The organism is Pseudomonas sp. WSY_20 (assembly GCF_043104335.1).
GTDB lineage: Bacteria > Pseudomonadota > Gammaproteobacteria > Pseudomonadales > Pseudomonadaceae > Aquipseudomonas > Aquipseudomonas parafulva_B.
The window spans coordinates 69125-85553 of sequence record NZ_JBICKP010000077.1 but is presented as its reverse complement, the minus strand read 5'-3'; the positions used below and the strand labels follow the sequence as shown (position 1 = coordinate 85553).

Sequence of the window (16429 nt, the reverse complement as noted above, 5' to 3'; positions counted from 1 at the left end):
AAGGAGCCGGCAGAGGTAGGCACGAAAGGCCGACCATTGTACTCAAGCTTTGGTAAAACGCACGGTGTTTCGGCATATCAAATGGCCATGTCGACGGTAGGTCTGTACGTCGACATGGGTCAAAGGTTACGCATCAATCCTGGTCGGCGAACGCCCCTCGTGCATCCCAGCCACCGCCCAGCGCTGCCACCAATTGGACACTGGCAACCAAGCGGCCCTGCAACAGGTTGAGCACACTGCGCTCGTTGCTCAGCGCGGTGGCCTGAACATTGACCACATCCAGATAACCGATCAAGCCGGCCTTGTATTGATTTTCCGTAAGCCGCAGCGACTCGCGGGCGGCCTCCAGGGCCTCCTGGCGCACCACGGCTTCGTCCCCGTACACCTTCAGTTGCACCAGCAGGTTCTCCACCTCCTTGAAACCATCCAGCACGGTCTGGCGGTACTGGGCGACCGTCTGATCATATACGGCTACGGTACGGTCCACCTCGGCGCTGCGCCTGCCTGCATCGAACAGGGTGAGCGCAAGCTGTGGTCCGACCGACCAGTAACGGTTGGGCAACTCGATCCAGTTGTTGAAGCTGCTGCTCGAGTAACCGCCGTTAAGGCTCAGGCTAAGATCCGGAAAATAGGCCGCGCGCGATACGCCGATATTGGCGTTGGCAGCCATCACATTGCGCTCGGCAGCGGCGATGTCGGGCCGCCGCTCGAGCAGTTGCGATGGCAGCGCCACCGGAATTTGCGGCAATGCAGGAATCGCCTGGCTGTCGGCCAGGGCAAATTGCGCAGGCGTCTTGCCCAGCAGCACGGCAATAGCGTTCTCGAACTGGGCGCGCTGCCAGATCAGGTCGATCAGGTCAGCCTCGGTGCTCTTGAGCTGGGTGCGCGCCTGGGCCACCGCGTCGGGGCCGGCGATACCTGCGCGGTATTGGTTCTGATTCATCCGCAGCGAGCGCTCGTAGGCGGCCACCGTGGCTTGCAGCAGGCGCTTCTGCTCGTCGATGACGCGCAGTTGCAGGTAGTTCTGCACCAGCTCCGACTGCTGGCTCAAGCGCATGGCGGCAAGGTCGGCCAGGCTGGCCTGAGCACTGGCCTGGTTGGCATTGAGCGTCTCGCGCAACTTACCCCACAAGTCGATTTCCCAGCTGACTCCCAACTGGGCGTTGTAAGTGTCCCGAATGCCGCTGCTGTTATTGGACAGGCTTGAGCTGGAACTGCCAGTGCCCTGGGCCGACCTGTTCTTGGCCACGCTCAGGTCGAGACTTGGAAACAGTCCGGCGCGGCTGCTGCGCACCAGCGCCTGGGCCTGGCGATACTGCGCCTCGGCTTGCGCCACACTCTGGTTGTTGCGATTGAGCTCATCGACCAGTGCGTTGAGTTGCGCGTCGCCATAGATCTCCCACCAGGCACCACGGGCGATGGCGTCAGAAGGCGTTGCCTGCGTCCAGCCTTCGGCATGCTTGAATTGCGCCGTGCCGGTCATTTCCGGACGGTGATAGTCCGGGGCCAATGTACAGGCGCTGAGCAAGGCGGCCCCCAAGGCTGCCCCCAGCAAACGCGAGCCGCGAACACGGCTGAGCACTTGCAGGGCACGATGAAGCGGAGTCTGGGCAAAAGTCATAGCGGGTTTTCCAAGGCCGCGTCGGTGCGCACACCGCGCCAACGGTTGTAGCGGTGACGCAAGCGGTCCAGATACAGATAGACCACAGGCGTCGTGTAGAGGGTCAGGACCTGGCTGAAGACCAGGCCGCCGATAATGGTCAGCCCCAGCGGCTGACGCATCTCCGCCCCTTCTGCCTGGCTCAGCAGCAGAGGCAAGGCGCCGAGAATGGCCGCCAGCGTCGTCATCAGGATTGGGCGCAGGCGCAGCAGGCATGCGCGGCGAATGGATTCCTCAGGCGACAGCCCCTGGTGACGTTCAAGTTGCAGGGCCAGGTCGATCATTAAGATGGCATTTTTCTTTACCACCCCGATCAACAGGAACAGCCCCAGCAGGGAGATCAGGCTGAATTCGCCACCGGTCACATACAGCGCCAACAAGGCACCGACGCCGGCCGAGGGCAGCGTGGACAAGATGGTCAGGGGGTGGATGTAGCTCTCGTACAGAATCCCGAGTACCAGGTACACAAGCACCAGTGCGCCTAGAATCATGAAGGGCTGCCCCTGTGCGGTCTTGGTGAAGGCATCGGCGGTGCCGCCAAGCTTGGCGATCACCCCTTCCGGAAGGCCGAGCTTGGCCACGGCACGCTCGACTGCCGCCAGCGCCTGGTCGGTGCTGTAGCCTTCGGCGACGTCGAAGGCGATGTCCTCGGAGGCGAACTGGTCTTCGTGGCTGACCCGGTCGTTGGCCAGGCTGTTCTCATAGTGCGCGATGGTCGACAGCGGCACCCGCGCGCCCTCGGCGGTAATCACCTGCACCTGCTCCAGGGTACTGGGGTCCCAGGCGTATTTCGGGTTGATCTCCAGCACTACCTGATATTGGTTGAGGCTGTCATAGATGGTGGAGATCTGCCGCTGGCTGTAGGCATTGTTCAGCACGGTGGTGACCATCTGCATGTCGATGCCCAGGCGCTTGGCCTGGTCGCGGTCAACCACCAGCGTCACCTGCTGGGTGCCCGCCCCGTCGCGCGCGTCGATGGCGGTCAGCTCGGGCAAGGCGCGCATGGCCGCGACGACCTTGGGAAACCACTGGCGCAAGGCTGCCAGGTCGCCACTCTGCAAGGTATACAGGTACTGCGAGGACGATTGATCGCGCCCGCCACCGCCCAGTTGCAAGTCCTGATCGGCCATCAGGAACAGCCGCCCGCCAGGCACCTTGGGCATCTCCTTGCGCAGGCGTTCAATCACCTTCTGGGCATCGAGCTTGCGTTCGCTGATGGGCTTGAGCCTGACCAGCACCATGGCGTTGTTGGTACCGCTGTTGCCGCCGATGAAGCCTGCAACACTCTGTACGGCAGGGTCTGCCAGCAAGGCGCGCCGGTAGGTTTCCATCTTGGGCTGCATGACGCTGAACGACAGGCCGTCATCACCGCGGATGAAACCCATGAGCTGGCCGGTATCCTGCTGGGGCATCAGTGTCTTGGGCACCACGACGTACAGCGCCACGTTGACCGCAATGGTCACCAGCAGGCTGATCAGGGTCAGGCGCCGATGCCGCAGCGCCCAGCCCAGGCTGCGGTCATAGCCGGCAACCATGCGCCGGTGCACAACATCGCTCCACCGTTGCAGGCGAGTCTGCTCGGCCTGGTGCGCGGTCAGCCAACGGGCGCACAGCATGGGGGTGAGGGTTAGCGACACCAGCAGCGAAACCATGATGGCGGCCGCCAGGGTGATGGAAAATTCCTGGAACAAGCTGCGCACAATGCCGCCCATGAACAGGATCGACACGAACACGGCCACCAGTGACACGTTCATCGACAGGAGGGTGAAGCCGACTTCCTTGGCGCCCAGGAAGGCCGCTTTCATCGGTGGCTGCCCGTCCTCGATATGCCGGGAGATGTTCTCCAGCACGACAATGGCATCGTCCACCACAAGGCCGGTCGCCAGGATCAGCGCCATCAGCGACAAGTTGTTGAGCGAGAAGCCGCACAGGTACATGACCGCGAAGGTGCCAACCAGCGACACCGGCACCGCCAGGCTGGGAATCAGTGAAGCACGCAGGCTGCCGAGGAACAGGTAGACCACCAGGATTACCAGCACCACGGCGATCAGCAAGGTATGCTCCGCCTCCTTGAGTGTGGCCTTGATCACCGGCGAACGGTCCATGGCCACGTTCAGCTCGACGCTCGCCGGAAGTAGCGATTGCAGGGCAGGCAACTGCGACTTGATCTGCTCCACAGTGGCAATGATGTTGGCACCTGCCTGCCGGTTCACGACCAGCAATACCGCGCTCTGGTCATTGAAAAAGCCACTGTTGTAGCGGTTTTCGACGCCATCGGTGATGGTTGCCACATCCGATAGCCGAAGAACCGTGCCGTTCTCCTGGCGAATCACGAGCGGCCCGTAATCCTTGGCGCTTTCCAACTGGTCGTTGGCCCGCACCTGCCAGTTGCGCTCGGCATCCTCGACAAAACCCATGGGCCGGCGCTGGTTGGCATTGGCCACCGCGGTACGCACCTCGTCAAGCGCCAGGCCGTACTGGTTCAGCAACTGTGGCTCGACCGAAATGCGCACGGCCGGCAGCGAACTGCCACCGATCTGCACCTCGCCCACGCCCGGCACCTGGGCCAGGCTTTGGGACAGGATGGTATCGGCCAAATCGTACAGCTGCCCTTTCTGCAGCACGCTGGAGGTCAGCGACAAAACCATGACCGGCGCCTGGGACGGGTTGATCTTCTTGTAGGTCGGCATGCTGCGCATGCCGCTGGGCAGCAGGTTGCGGGTGGCATTGATTGCGGCCTGCACCTCGCGCGCAGCCCCGTCGATGTCGCGCCCAAGCTCAAAACCAATGATGACCCGCGTGGAGCCCTGGTTGGAGCTGCTGGTCAATGTGGTAACCCCGGCAATGCTGCCCAGCTTGCGCTCAAGCGGCGTTGCCACGGTCGAGGCCATGACTTCGGGGCTTGCACCCGGCAGGTTGGCCGACACCACGATCACCGGGAAATCCATCTGCGGCAGCGGCGAGACCGGCAGCAGACCGAAGCTGACCGCGCCCAGCAGCATGATCGCCAGGCTCAACAGCATGGTTGCCACGGGCCTGCGGATGAATGGCGCAGACAGGTTCATCGGGCCGCCCCTACTGAAGCGCTGCGCGTATTCATACCGGTTCCTGCGCCAGGTTGCGCTTGCCGAAACGACGCCCCAGCCGGTCGAAGTACAGGTAGATGACCGGCGTGGTGAATAGCGTCAGCACCTGGCTCACGAGCAGCCCACCCACCATCACCAGGCCAAGGGGTTGGCGCAGTTCGGCGCCGGACCCGGTGGCCAACATCAACGGCACGGCTCCGAACAAGGCCGCCAGCGTGGTCATGAGGATTGGCCGGAACCGCAGCAGCGCGGCCTGGTAGATGGCATCGCGCGGGCTCATGCCCTGGTGACGTTCGGCTTCGAGCGCGAAGTCAATCATCATGATGGCGTTTTTCTTGACGATACCGATCAGCAGGATGATGCCGATAATGGCGATCATGCCCAGGTCGTTGCCACTGATCAGCAGCGCCAGCAAGGCGCCCACGGCAGCCGAAGGCAGCGTCGAGAGGATGGTCACCGGGTGGATGTAGCTCTCATAGAGCACACCCAGCACGATGTACATGGTCACCACCGCCGCGAGAATCAGCAGCAAGGTGCTCGACAGTGATGCCTGGAACGCCTGCGCCGCGCCCTGGAACCGGGTCTGGATGCCCAACGGCATGCCGATGTCCTGCTGAACCTGCTCGATCACCTGCACGGCTTTGCCCAGCGAGGCGCCCTGCCCCAGGTTGAATGACAAGGTGACCGCCGGGAACTGACCGATGTGAGAAATGGCCAGCTGCGCCTGGCGCTGCTCGATGCGCGCCAGCGCCGACAGACGCACCTGCCCGCCATCACTGGCCTTGACGTGGATCGACTCCAGTGCCTGGGGACCGATCACGGCCGCGTCTCGCGACTGCAGCACCACCCGGTATTGGCTGGCCTGGGTGTAGATAGTCGAAATCTGCCTCTGGCCGAAGGCATCGTAGAGCGCGTTGGTGATCTGCGACACGCTGATACCCAGCCGGCTGGCCATGTCCCGGTCGATCACCAGGTACACCTGCAAGCCATTCTCCTGCAGGTCACTGGCCACATCGGCAAGCTCGGGGCGCAGGTTCAGGGCCTGGACCAGTTTGCCACTCCACTGCCCCAGCAGTTCGGCATCGGGCGATGACAATGTGAACTGGTACTGCGTGCGGCTGACCCGGTCCTCGATACTCAAATCCTGCACCGGCTGCATGAACAGGCGGATGCCCACCAGCTTGTCGAGCTGGGGTTGCAAGCGCTTGATGACATCGCTTGCAGTGACATCGCGCTCCCCATGAGGCTTGAGGTTGATGAGCATACGGCCGCTGTTGAGGGTGGCATTGTCGCCGTCCACGCCAATGTAGGACGAGAGGCTCTGCACGGCAGGGTCCTGCAGGATGACGCGGCTCAGGGCCTGCTGCCGGTCGCTCATGGCCGCGAACGAGGTGGACTGGGGTGCTTCGGAGATGCCCTGAATGACGCCCGTGTCCTGGACCGGGAAGAACCCCTTGGGCACCACCATGTACAGCAGCACCGTCAACGCCAGGCTTGCCACCGCCACCAGCAGGGTCAGGGGCTGGCGCTTGAGTACCCATTGCAGGGCGCTGGCGTAGTGCTTGATCAACCAGTCGATCCAGGCACCGCTGGCCCGGTAGAAACGGCCTTGCTCATCTGGGGTGGGTTCGCGCTTGAGCAGGCGCGCGCACATCATCGGCGTCAGGGTCAGCGAGACCACCAGGGAAATCAGGATGGCCACTGCCAGGGTGATGGCGAACTCCCGGAACAGGCGCCCTACCACATCGGCCATGAACAACAGCGGGATCAGCACGGCGATCAGCGAGAAGGTCAGCGAGATCAAGGTAAAGCCAATCTGCCTGGCGCCTTTGAGCGCCGCCTGCAGCGGCGTTTCGCCTTCCTCGATGTGCCGTGAAATGTTCTCCAGCATCACGATCACATCGTCCACCACAAAACCGGTGGCGATGGTCAGCGCCATCAGGGTGAGGTTGTTGATGGAAAACCCTGCCAGGTACATGACGGCGAAGGTGCCGACCAATGACAGCGGCACGGCGATCGAAGGAATGATCGTAGCGCTGACCCGCCGCAGGAACAGGAAGGTGACCATTACCACCAGGGCGATGGCGATCAGCAGTTCATGCTGAACGTCGCGCACGGCGGCGCGGATGGTCTGGGTGCGGTCGGTGAGCACGGACACGTCCAGGCCGGCGGGCAGGTTGTCGGTGATCGAGGGCAGCATGTCCTTGATGCGGTCCACCACCTCGATGACGTTGGCACCTGGCTGACGCTGAATATTCAGAAGCACGGCGTGATTCTGGTTGGCCCAGGCCGCCAGCCGTTCGTTTTCCGCGCCGTCGACGATCTGCGCCACATCCTTCAAACGCAGCGGGGCGCCGTTGTTGTAGGCCAGGATGAGGTTGGCGTATTCCTCGGGCGAGCGCAGTTGGTCATTGGCGTCGAGCATCGAGACGCGTGTAGGGCCATCGAAATTGCCCTTGGGCTGGTTGACGTTGGAGGCCCCGATCAGTGTGCGGACATCCTCCAGGTTGAGCCCGTTGGCCGCCAGTGCATCCACGTTGACCTTGATGCGCACAGCCTGGCGCTGGCCCCCTGCGATGCTGACCATGCCCACCCCGCTGGTCTGGGCCAGCTTCTGGGCCACGCGGGTGTCGACCAGGTCGTTGAGCTTGGGCAGCGGCATGGTCTTGCTGGAGATGGCCAGCGTCAGCACTGGCGTATCGGCCGGGTTGACCTTGTTATAGACCGGGGGGGCCGGAAGGTCGCTGGGCAGCAGGTTGCTGGCGGCGTTGATCGCGGCCTGCACTTGCTGCTCGGCCACGTCCATGTTCATGTCCAGGTTGAAGCGCAGGGTCAGGACCGACGCGCCCCCTGAACTGGTCGAGGCCATCTGTTCAAGGCCGGGCATCTGGCCGAACTGACGTTCAAGTGGCGCGGTGACGGCACTGGTCATCACCTGGGGGCTTGCCCCGGGGTATAGGGTCATGACGCGAATCGTGGGGTAATCGACCTGCGGCAGCGCGGCGACAGGCAGCATGCGGTAGGCGATCAAACCGGCCAGCACCAAGGCCAGCATGGTCAAGGTCGTTGCGACTGGCCGCAGGATGAACAGGCGCGAGAGGTTCATGCGCCCGCCTTGCCTGCGGTGCTATCAGCCTGGCCCGGCGCATTGCTTTCCTGGCCCTGCAAATGCTGGCCTGGCGTGGTCGGCACCTGGGCGCTGTCATCGACCACTTCCACCTTGGTGCCTTCACGCAGGCGGTCGGTGCCTTCGAGCACCAGGCGATCACCGGCCGCCAGGCCGTCGAGGATCACGCTGTTTTCACCGTCGCTGGGGCCGACCTTCAGCTTGCGCACGTTGACGGTATTTTCGCCGTTGATCACATAGGCGAACGTTCCGTCGTTACCGAACTGAATGGCGGCGGCTGGCGCCAGCACCACCTGCTTGAGCGTATCGGCAAGCAGGCGCACGTTTACGAACTGGTTGGGGAACAGGGCCAGGTCCTTGTTCTCGAAACGGCCCTTGAACTTGAGGGTGCCGGTGGCAGTGTCGATCTGGTTGTCGATGCTGCCCAGCACGCCGGTGGCCTGCAGCTTGGGGTCGCCCCGATCCCACGCCTCCACAGGCAGGCTGGCGCCGGTGCGATAGCGTTCAAGAACGGTACCCAACTCGGTTTCCGGCAGCGTGAACGCCACGTTGATCGGCTCGGTCTGGGTGATCACCACCAGCGCTGTGGTGTCGTTGGCGGCCACCAGGTTGCCCAGGTCGAGCTGGCGCAGGCCGACGCGGCCGCTGATCGGCGCGCGAATCTGGGTGAATTCAAGGTTCAGGCGCGCATCGTTGACCTGTGCCTGGTTGGTCTTGACCAGCCCCTGAAACTGCGCGACCTGCGCCTGTGCGGTGTCCAGGGTTTGCTTGGCGATACTGTCCTCGGCATACAGCCCTTTGTAGCGAGCGACGTCGACCTGGGCATTCTTCAGTTGCGCCTGGTTCTGGGCCAGGGTGCCCTCGGCCTGTTGCAGGGCGATGCGGTAGGCACGCGGGTCGATTTCGGCAAGCAAGTCACCGGCCTTTACCTGCTGCCCTTCCTTGAAGTGAATCTTGACCAGCTCACCGCCTACACGGCTACGCACATTCACGGTATTGGTCGCGGTCACCGTGCCAAGCGCCTTGTAGTAAAGCGGGAAATCGCCCACCCGTGCAGGTTCCACCCTCACCGGGACCGGGTCAGTAGACCCGCCGAAACCGGGCCGCCCGCTTTTGCCGCCCGGCCCTCCAGCAGCCTGGTCGGTGGCTGGCGTGGCAGGCCATAGCCACCAGGCCAGCACTGCGACCAGCAACACGATCAGCAGCGTGACGAGCCAGCGACGGGGAGAACGGGATTTTGGCGCTTGCATGGGTTGAACGAACCTTGTTCGGATTGACGATTCAGGAGGGTGAACGATAAGCACTGTCGACGGCCAAGCAAAGCGCCTTTACCAGAGGTTTACCTTTGCCTGACGTTGCCAAGACCCTGAACTTTAAACGAAAACGGCCCGGAAAAGCGTTCCGGGCCGTTACAGGGTATAGCTTGGAGCAATGGGCAGGCGGAAGGTTCGATCCCTGCCCGGCGCCGTCACTTCAATGCGGCAAGGGCTGCGTCGTAGTCGGGCTCGTCGGCGATTTCAGCTACCAGCTCGCTGTGCAGCACCTTGTCGTGCTCGTCCAGTACCACGACGGCGCGGGCAGCCAGCCCAGCCAATGGGCCGTCGGCGATGGCCACACCATACTGCTCAAGGAATTCACGGCCACGCAAGGTGGACAGGTTCTTGACGTTTTCCAGGCCTTCGGCACCGCAGAAGCGAGCCTGGGCAAATGGCAGGTCGGCGGAAACGCACAGTACGACAGTGTTGGCCAGGTCATTGGCCTGGGCATTGAACTTGCGCACGGACGTGGCGCAGGTAGGCGTATCGACACTTGGGAAGATGTTCAGCACCTTGCGCTTGCCGGCGAAGTCCTTGAGCGACTTGTCGGCCAGCCCCTCGCCTACCAGGGAAAACGCCGGCGCCTGAGCGCCAACCTGTGGCAGCGAGCCATTGACCTGGACGGGGTTGCCTTTGAGAGTCACTTGAGCCATGACGAAATCCTCGATCTTGGGTTGGGAAAAGGATCAAGAGTTAACCATGACGGCCAGCATGTGCCTATGGGGCAAGGTAAATTTGTTGCCGGTGAGGCAATGGCCCGCCCTGGCGCACTTGCCGGGCACCGGGGCGGGCCTGCTGCTGCGGGCTTAGGCCAACAGGCCGTAGACGACCGAAGTCAGGGCGACCAGGCCGATCACGGTGACGAACACGTTCGACAGCGCCCCGCTGTACTTGCGCATGGCAGGCACGCGGCGAATGGCATACATGGGCATCAGGAACAGCAATACTGCGATGATCGGGCCGCCGAGGGACTCGATCATGCCCAGGATGCTGGGGTTGAGCGTGGCAACGATCCAGCACACCACCAGCATCAGCGCCGCTACCACGCGGTCCAGGGCCTTGGCACCCGGGCGCGCGCCAGTCTTGCCGATGATGCCCTTGAGGCCTTCGCTGGCGCCGATGTAATGGCCCAGGAATGACTTGGCGATAGCGACGAAGGCGATCAAGGGCGCGGCAAAGGCGATGGTCGGGTTGCTGAAATGGTTGGCCAGGTACGACAGGATCGACAGGTTCTGCGCCTTGGCTTCGGCCAGTTGCGCGCTATCGAGGGTCAGCACGCAGCTGAAGACGAAAAACAGCACCATGGCCACCATCAGCAGGTGCGCACGTGCCAGGATCTGGCCGCTGCGGGCGTCGGCATGATCGCCATACCGGCGTTTCTGGTCGACCGCGAAGGCCGAAATGATGGGGGAATGGTTGAACGAGAACACCATGACCGGGATGGCCAGCCATACCGTGTGCAGGAAGGCCGAACCGCTGGGCACCGTGTGGGCGCTGTCGAGAATACCACCGGTCCAGTGCGGGATCAGGTACAGGCCCAGCAGCGCCAGGGCCACGATGAATGGATAGACCAACAGGCTCATGACCTTGACGGTGGCCTGTTCGCCGCAGCGTACGATCGCGAGCAGGCCCAGGATCAGCACGAATGACAGCAGCGCACGGGGTGGAGGCGCGATGTGCAGCTGGTGCTCCATGAAGCTGCTGACGGTATTGGTCAGGGCCACACTGTAAATGAGCAGGATGGGGAAGATGGCAAAGAAGTACAGGACTGTGATCAAGGCGCCAGCCTTGATGCCGAAGTGTTGTTCTACCACGTCGGTGATGTCTGCCCCTTCGCGCCCCGAAAGCACGAACCGGGTCAGCCCGCGGTGGGCGTAGTACGTCATCGGGAAGGCCAGCACCGCCAGCACCAGCAACGGCCAGAACCCGCCAAGGCCGGCATTGATCGGCAGGAAAAGCGTACCTGCGCCAATGGCGGTGCCAAATAGGCCGAGCATCCAGGTGGTGTCCTGCCGGGCCCATTTGCCGAGGCTGGCGGCGGTCGTTTGTTCGTAACGCTGTTCTACGCTTGAGGCCTGCTCATTCATCCGGGTGACGCTCCACTCGCAAGACTGCAACAGGCTGAGAATGACGAAGCGTTGGCTGCGCCCTACTCAACCGGAAAAAGAGGGGCGCGATTGTGCACGGAAAGGTTGCACTTGCGAAGCCTTTTTCGGAGGGGCGGTTGCACTTGTCTGTACAAGCGGTAGGTGCAGCCGGGCGGCCCAGCACGCTCCGCGTGGAGAAGGCCCTGGCTGGCACAGGCGTCCGTGAGCACGGAATGCGGAAATGGAAAGGCAATCGCCGAAGCCACAGGGCGGCCTCGGCGAGGGTTGCTGCAAAACGTCAAGCCTGGGGTGCTTACTGATGTACAGCCGCGAAGGCCTCGGCAACCCGCTGCAGGTTCGCCGGCCGCAGGCCTGACATGCACACGCGGCCACTGTCGATCAGGTAAACGCCAAACTCATCGCGCAAACGGCGCACCTGCTCCACGCTAAAGCCGGTGTAACTGAACATGCCCCGCTGACGCAGCAGGAACTGGAAATCACGCCCCGGCAGCAGCACACCCAGCGCATCGACCAGCGCCTGGCGCATGTCCAGGATGCGGGTGCGCATCACCTCTACTTCCGCAGCCCACTGGGCATTGAGGGCGGGATCGTTGAGCACGCCTGCGACCAGTTGGGCGCCGAAGTTGGGCGGGCTGGAATAATTGCGGCGCACGGTGGCCTTCAGCTGGCCGAGCACGCTCTGCGCCGTGGCTGCATCGTCGCAAACCACCGACAGGCCGCCCACACGCTCCCCATATAGGGAGAAGATCTTGGAGAACGAGTTGCTGACCAGGCATGGCACGCCTGCGCTGGCCATCTCGCGGATGGCGAACACGTCTTCGACCAGACCCTGGGCAAACCCTTGGTAGGCGATGTCCAGGAAGGCGATCAACTGGCGGGCCTTGACCACCTCTACCACTTGCTGCCACTGGCCCTGATCCAGGTCGGCACCCGTCGGGTTGTGGCAGCAGGGGTGCAGCAGCACCACACTGTTGGCAGGCAAAGTGTGCAACGTGGCAAGCATGCCCTCGAAGTCCACGCCACGGGTGGCCTGGTCGAAGTACGGGTAGGTGTTAACGGTGAAACCTGCACCCTCGAAGATGGCGCGATGGTTGTCCCAGGTAGGGTTGCTGACCCAGACTTGCGCCTGCGGGAAATAACGCTTGAGGAAGTCGGCACCGACCTTCAGGGCCCCGGAACCACCGACGGTCTGCACCGTCGCCACGCGACCGCCAGCAACCGCCGGATGGTCGGCACCGAACAGCAGGGCCTGAATGGCCTGGCGGTAGCTGGCAAGGCCTTCCATCGGCAGGTACAGCGAAGCATCGTGATCCTGACCTGCGATGCGCTTTTCCACTGCATCCACTGCAGCGAGCTGCGGCACTACTCCGGCTTCGTCGTAGTAAAGGCCGATGCTCAGGTTGACTTTGTCGGCGCGCGGATCGGCCTTGAAGGTTTCCATCAACGAGAGGATCGGGTCGCCGGCGTAGGCTTCGACATGTTTGAACACAGCGTGCAGCTCCTTGGGATCAGGGCGAGTCAAAAAGGCAGCCAAGAGCATACCCGTACTGGCTGGGAATGGGCACCAACTATCGTGCAAGGGGGATATGCAACACTGCATGATCGGGTGCGGGTCCGCCTACCCTGCCCGGCCGCGATCAGGTGAGCAGATCGCGCAACGCCTGCAGGGCACTGGCGGTGATCGCCACCCCTTCGCGCTGCGCCCGCTCACGCTCCAAGTGCCGCCGCGCACCTGGCATGCGGCTGACACCGGCCGCCTCCATTTGCTCCAGCAGCAGGCGACTGCGCTGGGCGAACCGTTGACCTTGTGCAACCTGCGGGTCGATGACGATCAGCAACTGCCCCGTCCACGGCGTCTTGGCCCCGGGATGGCCGGACCAGTCGAACTCCCACGAAAAATGCCCGCCGGTGAGTGCAGCTGCCAGCAGCTCTACCATCATCGACAGGGCTGAGCCCTTGTGCCCGCCGAACGGAAGCAGGGCACCGCCGTCCAGGATCTTGGCCGGGTCCTGAGTCACCTGGCCCTGCTCGTCCACGCCTACCCCCAGGGCCACTGCCTCCCCGGCGCGGGCTGCCAGCTGCACATCGCCATGGGCCATCGCGCTGGTCGCCATGTCGAATACGATGGGCGGATGCCCTTCGCAGGGCGCAGCGAAGGCGATCGGGTTGGTCCCGAATACCGGCTTGCGTGCACCGTGAGGTACGACGCAGGTCATGCTGTTGACCACGCTCAGGGCAACCAGGCCCTGTTCGGCGAACGGTTCCACGTCCGGCCACAATGCGGCGAAATGGTGGGAATTGTAGATGGCCAGCACTGCGATCCCAGCAGCACGCGCCTTGGCTACCAACAAGTCCCGGGCAGCCGCCAGTGCAGGCTGCGCAAAACCACCCCGCGCATCGACGCTAATGTAGCCGGCCGCCAGATCACTGATCTCGGGCGTAGCCTTGCCGTCCACCCAACCGCTGGCCAAGGTCGAGACGTAGCCGGGCATGCGGAACACGCCATGGCTATGGGCGCCATCACGCTCGGCGCTGGCACAGTTGGCGGCCAGAACCCGAGCCACTGCCGGTGTGCAGCCATGTCGTTCGAAGATCGACTCAAGCAAGGCTTTGAGCTCAGCAAAGGGAACATGCACGACGGGCTCGCGGGTGGGAATGGCCATCAAACTATCCTTCTTCTGATCATGGAGGGTTGAGCTGCACCGCAACAGCTCAGCAGACTAACCCACGCATGCTGGCAGGGCCACGCGATCCGGTCAGATCAACCTCACAACCTCAACGGCTAGCACATGAAACCCGTGGATCATTGCGCCGCTGCAATGAGTCGACTGCGTCGTTAAGTATTATTGACCCTCGCCCCAGCCAAACCCACGCCGGCGCTGACTTATAGCCCGGTCGACCCCGCAATCCGGGCTTAGAGACCGGCTGCAGCCGTTTGACATATCAAACGGCTCTGGCAATCTAACACCAAGTCCCGACCGACATCGTCGACGCCGACGAGTCGGCAGTGCTCGGGGCCCCAGGTTGCACCAGCGCCGCGCGCCTTGCACCTGCACAACAACGACAGGTTCAACCTGTCCCAAGGTGACATATGTCCAACAGCAACATTGGCAACAAGCAACCTTCCCTGCGCAAACCCATCGTTCTGATGACCATGGGTACCCAAGAGCGCAAAGGCCATGACTACCAAGTCATGACCCACAAATACATCACCCCGCTGGTCGACTTCGCCGATTGCGTCCCGGTCCTGGTGCCCACCTGCTGTGGCACCGAGGCACTGGAGACCTACCTGGACATGGCCGACGGCGTGTACTTGACGGGTGCGGGCAGCAACATCGACCCAGCGCTGTATGGCCAGGAGAACGAGACCCCGGGCAAGGGCCAGGACAAGAACCGCGACCTGTTCGACATTCCGCTGGTCAAGGCCGCAATCAAGCGCGGCCTGCCCATCTTCGGCGTGTGCCGGGGCATGCAGGAAATCAACGTGGCGCTGGGCGGGGACATCTATCAGAAGGTCTACGCCGAGCCTGGCTTCAATGATCACCGCGAAAACCCGGAAGACCCTGTCGAGGTGCAGTACGCGCAGACCCACAGCGTGAAGATCAAGCCCGGTAGCTGGCTGCGCGACACCCTTGGCACGGATGAGATTCGCGTCAACTCCCTGCACGGCCAAGGGCTGCGCAACCTGGGCAAGGGCATCGAAGCTATTGCCCACGCCGAAGACGGGCTCGTCGAGGCCATTCATGCCCCGAGCCTTTCGCCCTTTCTCTTTGCCGTGCAATGGCACCCAGAGTGGCAAGCTGCCAAGAATCCTGATTCGATCAAGATCTTCCAGGCGTTTGGCGATGCGTGTAGAGCGCACGTGCGCAAGGTACAGGGCAAGCCTCAACAGGCTGCCTGATCACTCGCACGCATGCGAGCAGTAAAGCATGGGGCGGCGCAAGGCCGCCCCAGTCGTTTGTGGATGCAACTGCCTAACCCTAGAGATACGATGACCTGACAGCAGAACCCGCTGTCCACGGCCCCTGCCGCACGCTATCACCCCGCCATGGCGAGTCATCGACGCCACCCTTAAATCAGCCCGACCAAAAAAACCTCCCTAAGGGACTGGTCTTGAAAGAGGTTGTACGATAACTTACCTCACATACACCGCATCACTCCCACCCAAGCGTCTGGATGCCTATAACAATGAACCCACAAGAACTGAAATCCATCCTCTCCCACGGCTTGCTGTCGTTTCCTGTCACCGACTTCGATGCGCAGGGCGATTTCAATCAGGCCGGCTACATCAAACGCCTGGAATGGTTGGCCCCATACGGCGCAAGTGCGCTGTTCGCCGCCGGGGGTACGGGCGAATTCTTCTCCCTGGCTGCCAGCGAATACAGCCAGGTCATCAAGACAGCGGTGGACACCTGCGCCACGTCGGTACCTATCCTGGCGGGCGTTGGTGGTGCAACCCGCCAGGCCATCGAGTATGCGCAGCAAGCCGAGCGCCTGGGTGCCAAGGGGTTGCTGTTGCTGCCGCACTACCTCACCGAAGCCAGCCAGGATGGCGTCGCCGCCCATGTAGAGGCCGTGTGCCAGTCGGTCAACATCGGGGTGGTGGTCTATAACCGCAACGTCTGTCGCCTCAACGCCACCTTGCTCGAACAATTGGCCGAGCGGTGCCCGAACCTGATCGGCTACAAGGACGGCTTGGGTGACATTGAACTGATGGTGTCGATCCGCCGCCGGCTGGGTGAGCGTTTCAGCTACCTGGGCGGGCTACCGACTGCCGAAGTTTACGCTGCGGCGTACAAAGCGCTGGGCGTGCCGGTGTATTCATCGGCGGTATTTAACTTCATCCCCAAGACCGCCATGGACTTCTACCACGCCATTGCCCGGGACGATCATGCCACCGTGGCCAAGCTGATCGACGACTTCTTCCTGCCCTACCTGGACATTCGTAACCGCAAGGCCGGTTACGCCGTCAGCATCGTCAAGGCGGGTGCCCGCATTGCCGGCCATGATGCAGGCCCGGTTCGTGCCCCACTGACCGACCTGAGCCCCGATGAGTACGAAATGCTTGCGGCCCTGATGGACAAGATGGGGCCGCAGTAAACCCTCGCGGCGCCTGCCAGCGCCGCGTCCGG

General features: G+C 62.8%; 10 protein-coding genes. 2 read left to right on the top strand and 8 right to left on the bottom strand.

Translation table 11 applies throughout. From position 1 onward, the window contains the following. Positions 1-133: 133 nt before the first annotated feature. The 8 genes from ACF8E5_RS18360 to ACF8E5_RS18325 form a co-directional block, all read right to left on the bottom strand. Positions 134-1621 (bottom strand): efflux transporter outer membrane subunit, encoded by a 1488-nt coding sequence (locus ACF8E5_RS18360; protein WP_196125812.1) that lies wholly within the window; start codon positions 1619-1621, stop codon positions 134-136. Then, positions 1618-4725 carry an efflux RND transporter permease subunit gene (locus tag ACF8E5_RS18355; RefSeq protein ID WP_392475633.1) on the bottom strand — a complete coding sequence of 1036 codons (3108 nt, stop codon included), beginning with the start codon at positions 4723-4725 and terminating at the stop codon, positions 1618-1620. The genes ACF8E5_RS18360 and ACF8E5_RS18355 overlap by 4 nt, the downstream gene beginning before the upstream one ends. A gap of 31 nt (positions 4726-4756) precedes the next feature. Continuing rightward, entirely contained in the window at positions 4757-7852 is a 3096-nt protein-coding gene (locus ACF8E5_RS18350) for an MdtB/MuxB family multidrug efflux RND transporter permease subunit (protein ID WP_392475632.1), read from the bottom strand. Continuing rightward, positions 7849-9123 (bottom strand): MdtA/MuxA family multidrug efflux RND transporter periplasmic adaptor subunit, encoded by a 1275-nt coding sequence (locus ACF8E5_RS18345; RefSeq protein ID WP_392475631.1) that lies wholly within the window; start codon positions 9121-9123, stop codon positions 7849-7851. Before ACF8E5_RS18345 ends, ACF8E5_RS18350 begins: the two co-directional genes overlap by 4 nt. Positions 9124-9341: 218 nt before the next feature. Continuing rightward, on the bottom strand, positions 9342-9842 hold the full coding sequence (gene tpx, locus ACF8E5_RS18340; protein WP_392475630.1) for a thiol peroxidase: 501 nt from the start codon (positions 9840-9842) through the stop codon (positions 9342-9344). A gap of 153 nt (positions 9843-9995) precedes the next feature. Next, the gene (locus tag ACF8E5_RS18335) at positions 9996-11276 is read right to left on the bottom strand and encodes a serine/threonine transporter (RefSeq protein WP_078478533.1); all 1281 of its coding nucleotides are present in this window, start codon (positions 11274-11276) and stop codon (positions 9996-9998) included. A 313-nt stretch (positions 11277-11589) separates the two neighbouring features. Then, positions 11590-12786, bottom strand: coding sequence for an amino acid aminotransferase (locus tag ACF8E5_RS18330; protein WP_078478532.1), 1197 nt, complete (start codon positions 12784-12786; stop codon positions 11590-11592). 148 nt (positions 12787-12934) lie between these two features. Then, the gene (locus tag ACF8E5_RS18325) at positions 12935-13960 is read right to left on the bottom strand and encodes an Ldh family oxidoreductase (protein ID WP_392475629.1); all 1026 of its coding nucleotides are present in this window, start codon (positions 13958-13960) and stop codon (positions 12935-12937) included. Between the two features lie 428 nt (positions 13961-14388). On the opposite strand from ACF8E5_RS18325, the gene ACF8E5_RS18320 reads away from it, so the two are divergent. Both ACF8E5_RS18320 and kdgD read left to right on the top strand, forming a co-directional pair. Continuing rightward, positions 14389-15198 carry a gamma-glutamyl-gamma-aminobutyrate hydrolase family protein gene (locus ACF8E5_RS18320; RefSeq protein WP_392475628.1) on the top strand — a complete coding sequence of 270 codons (810 nt, stop codon included), beginning with the start codon at positions 14389-14391 and terminating at the stop codon, positions 15196-15198. A gap of 287 nt (positions 15199-15485) precedes the next feature. Next, complete coding sequence (gene kdgD / locus ACF8E5_RS18315) at positions 15486-16397, top strand: 5-dehydro-4-deoxyglucarate dehydratase (protein ID WP_078478530.1); 912 nt, start codon at positions 15486-15488, stop codon at positions 16395-16397. The last annotated feature ends 32 nt before the right edge of the window (positions 16398-16429 follow it).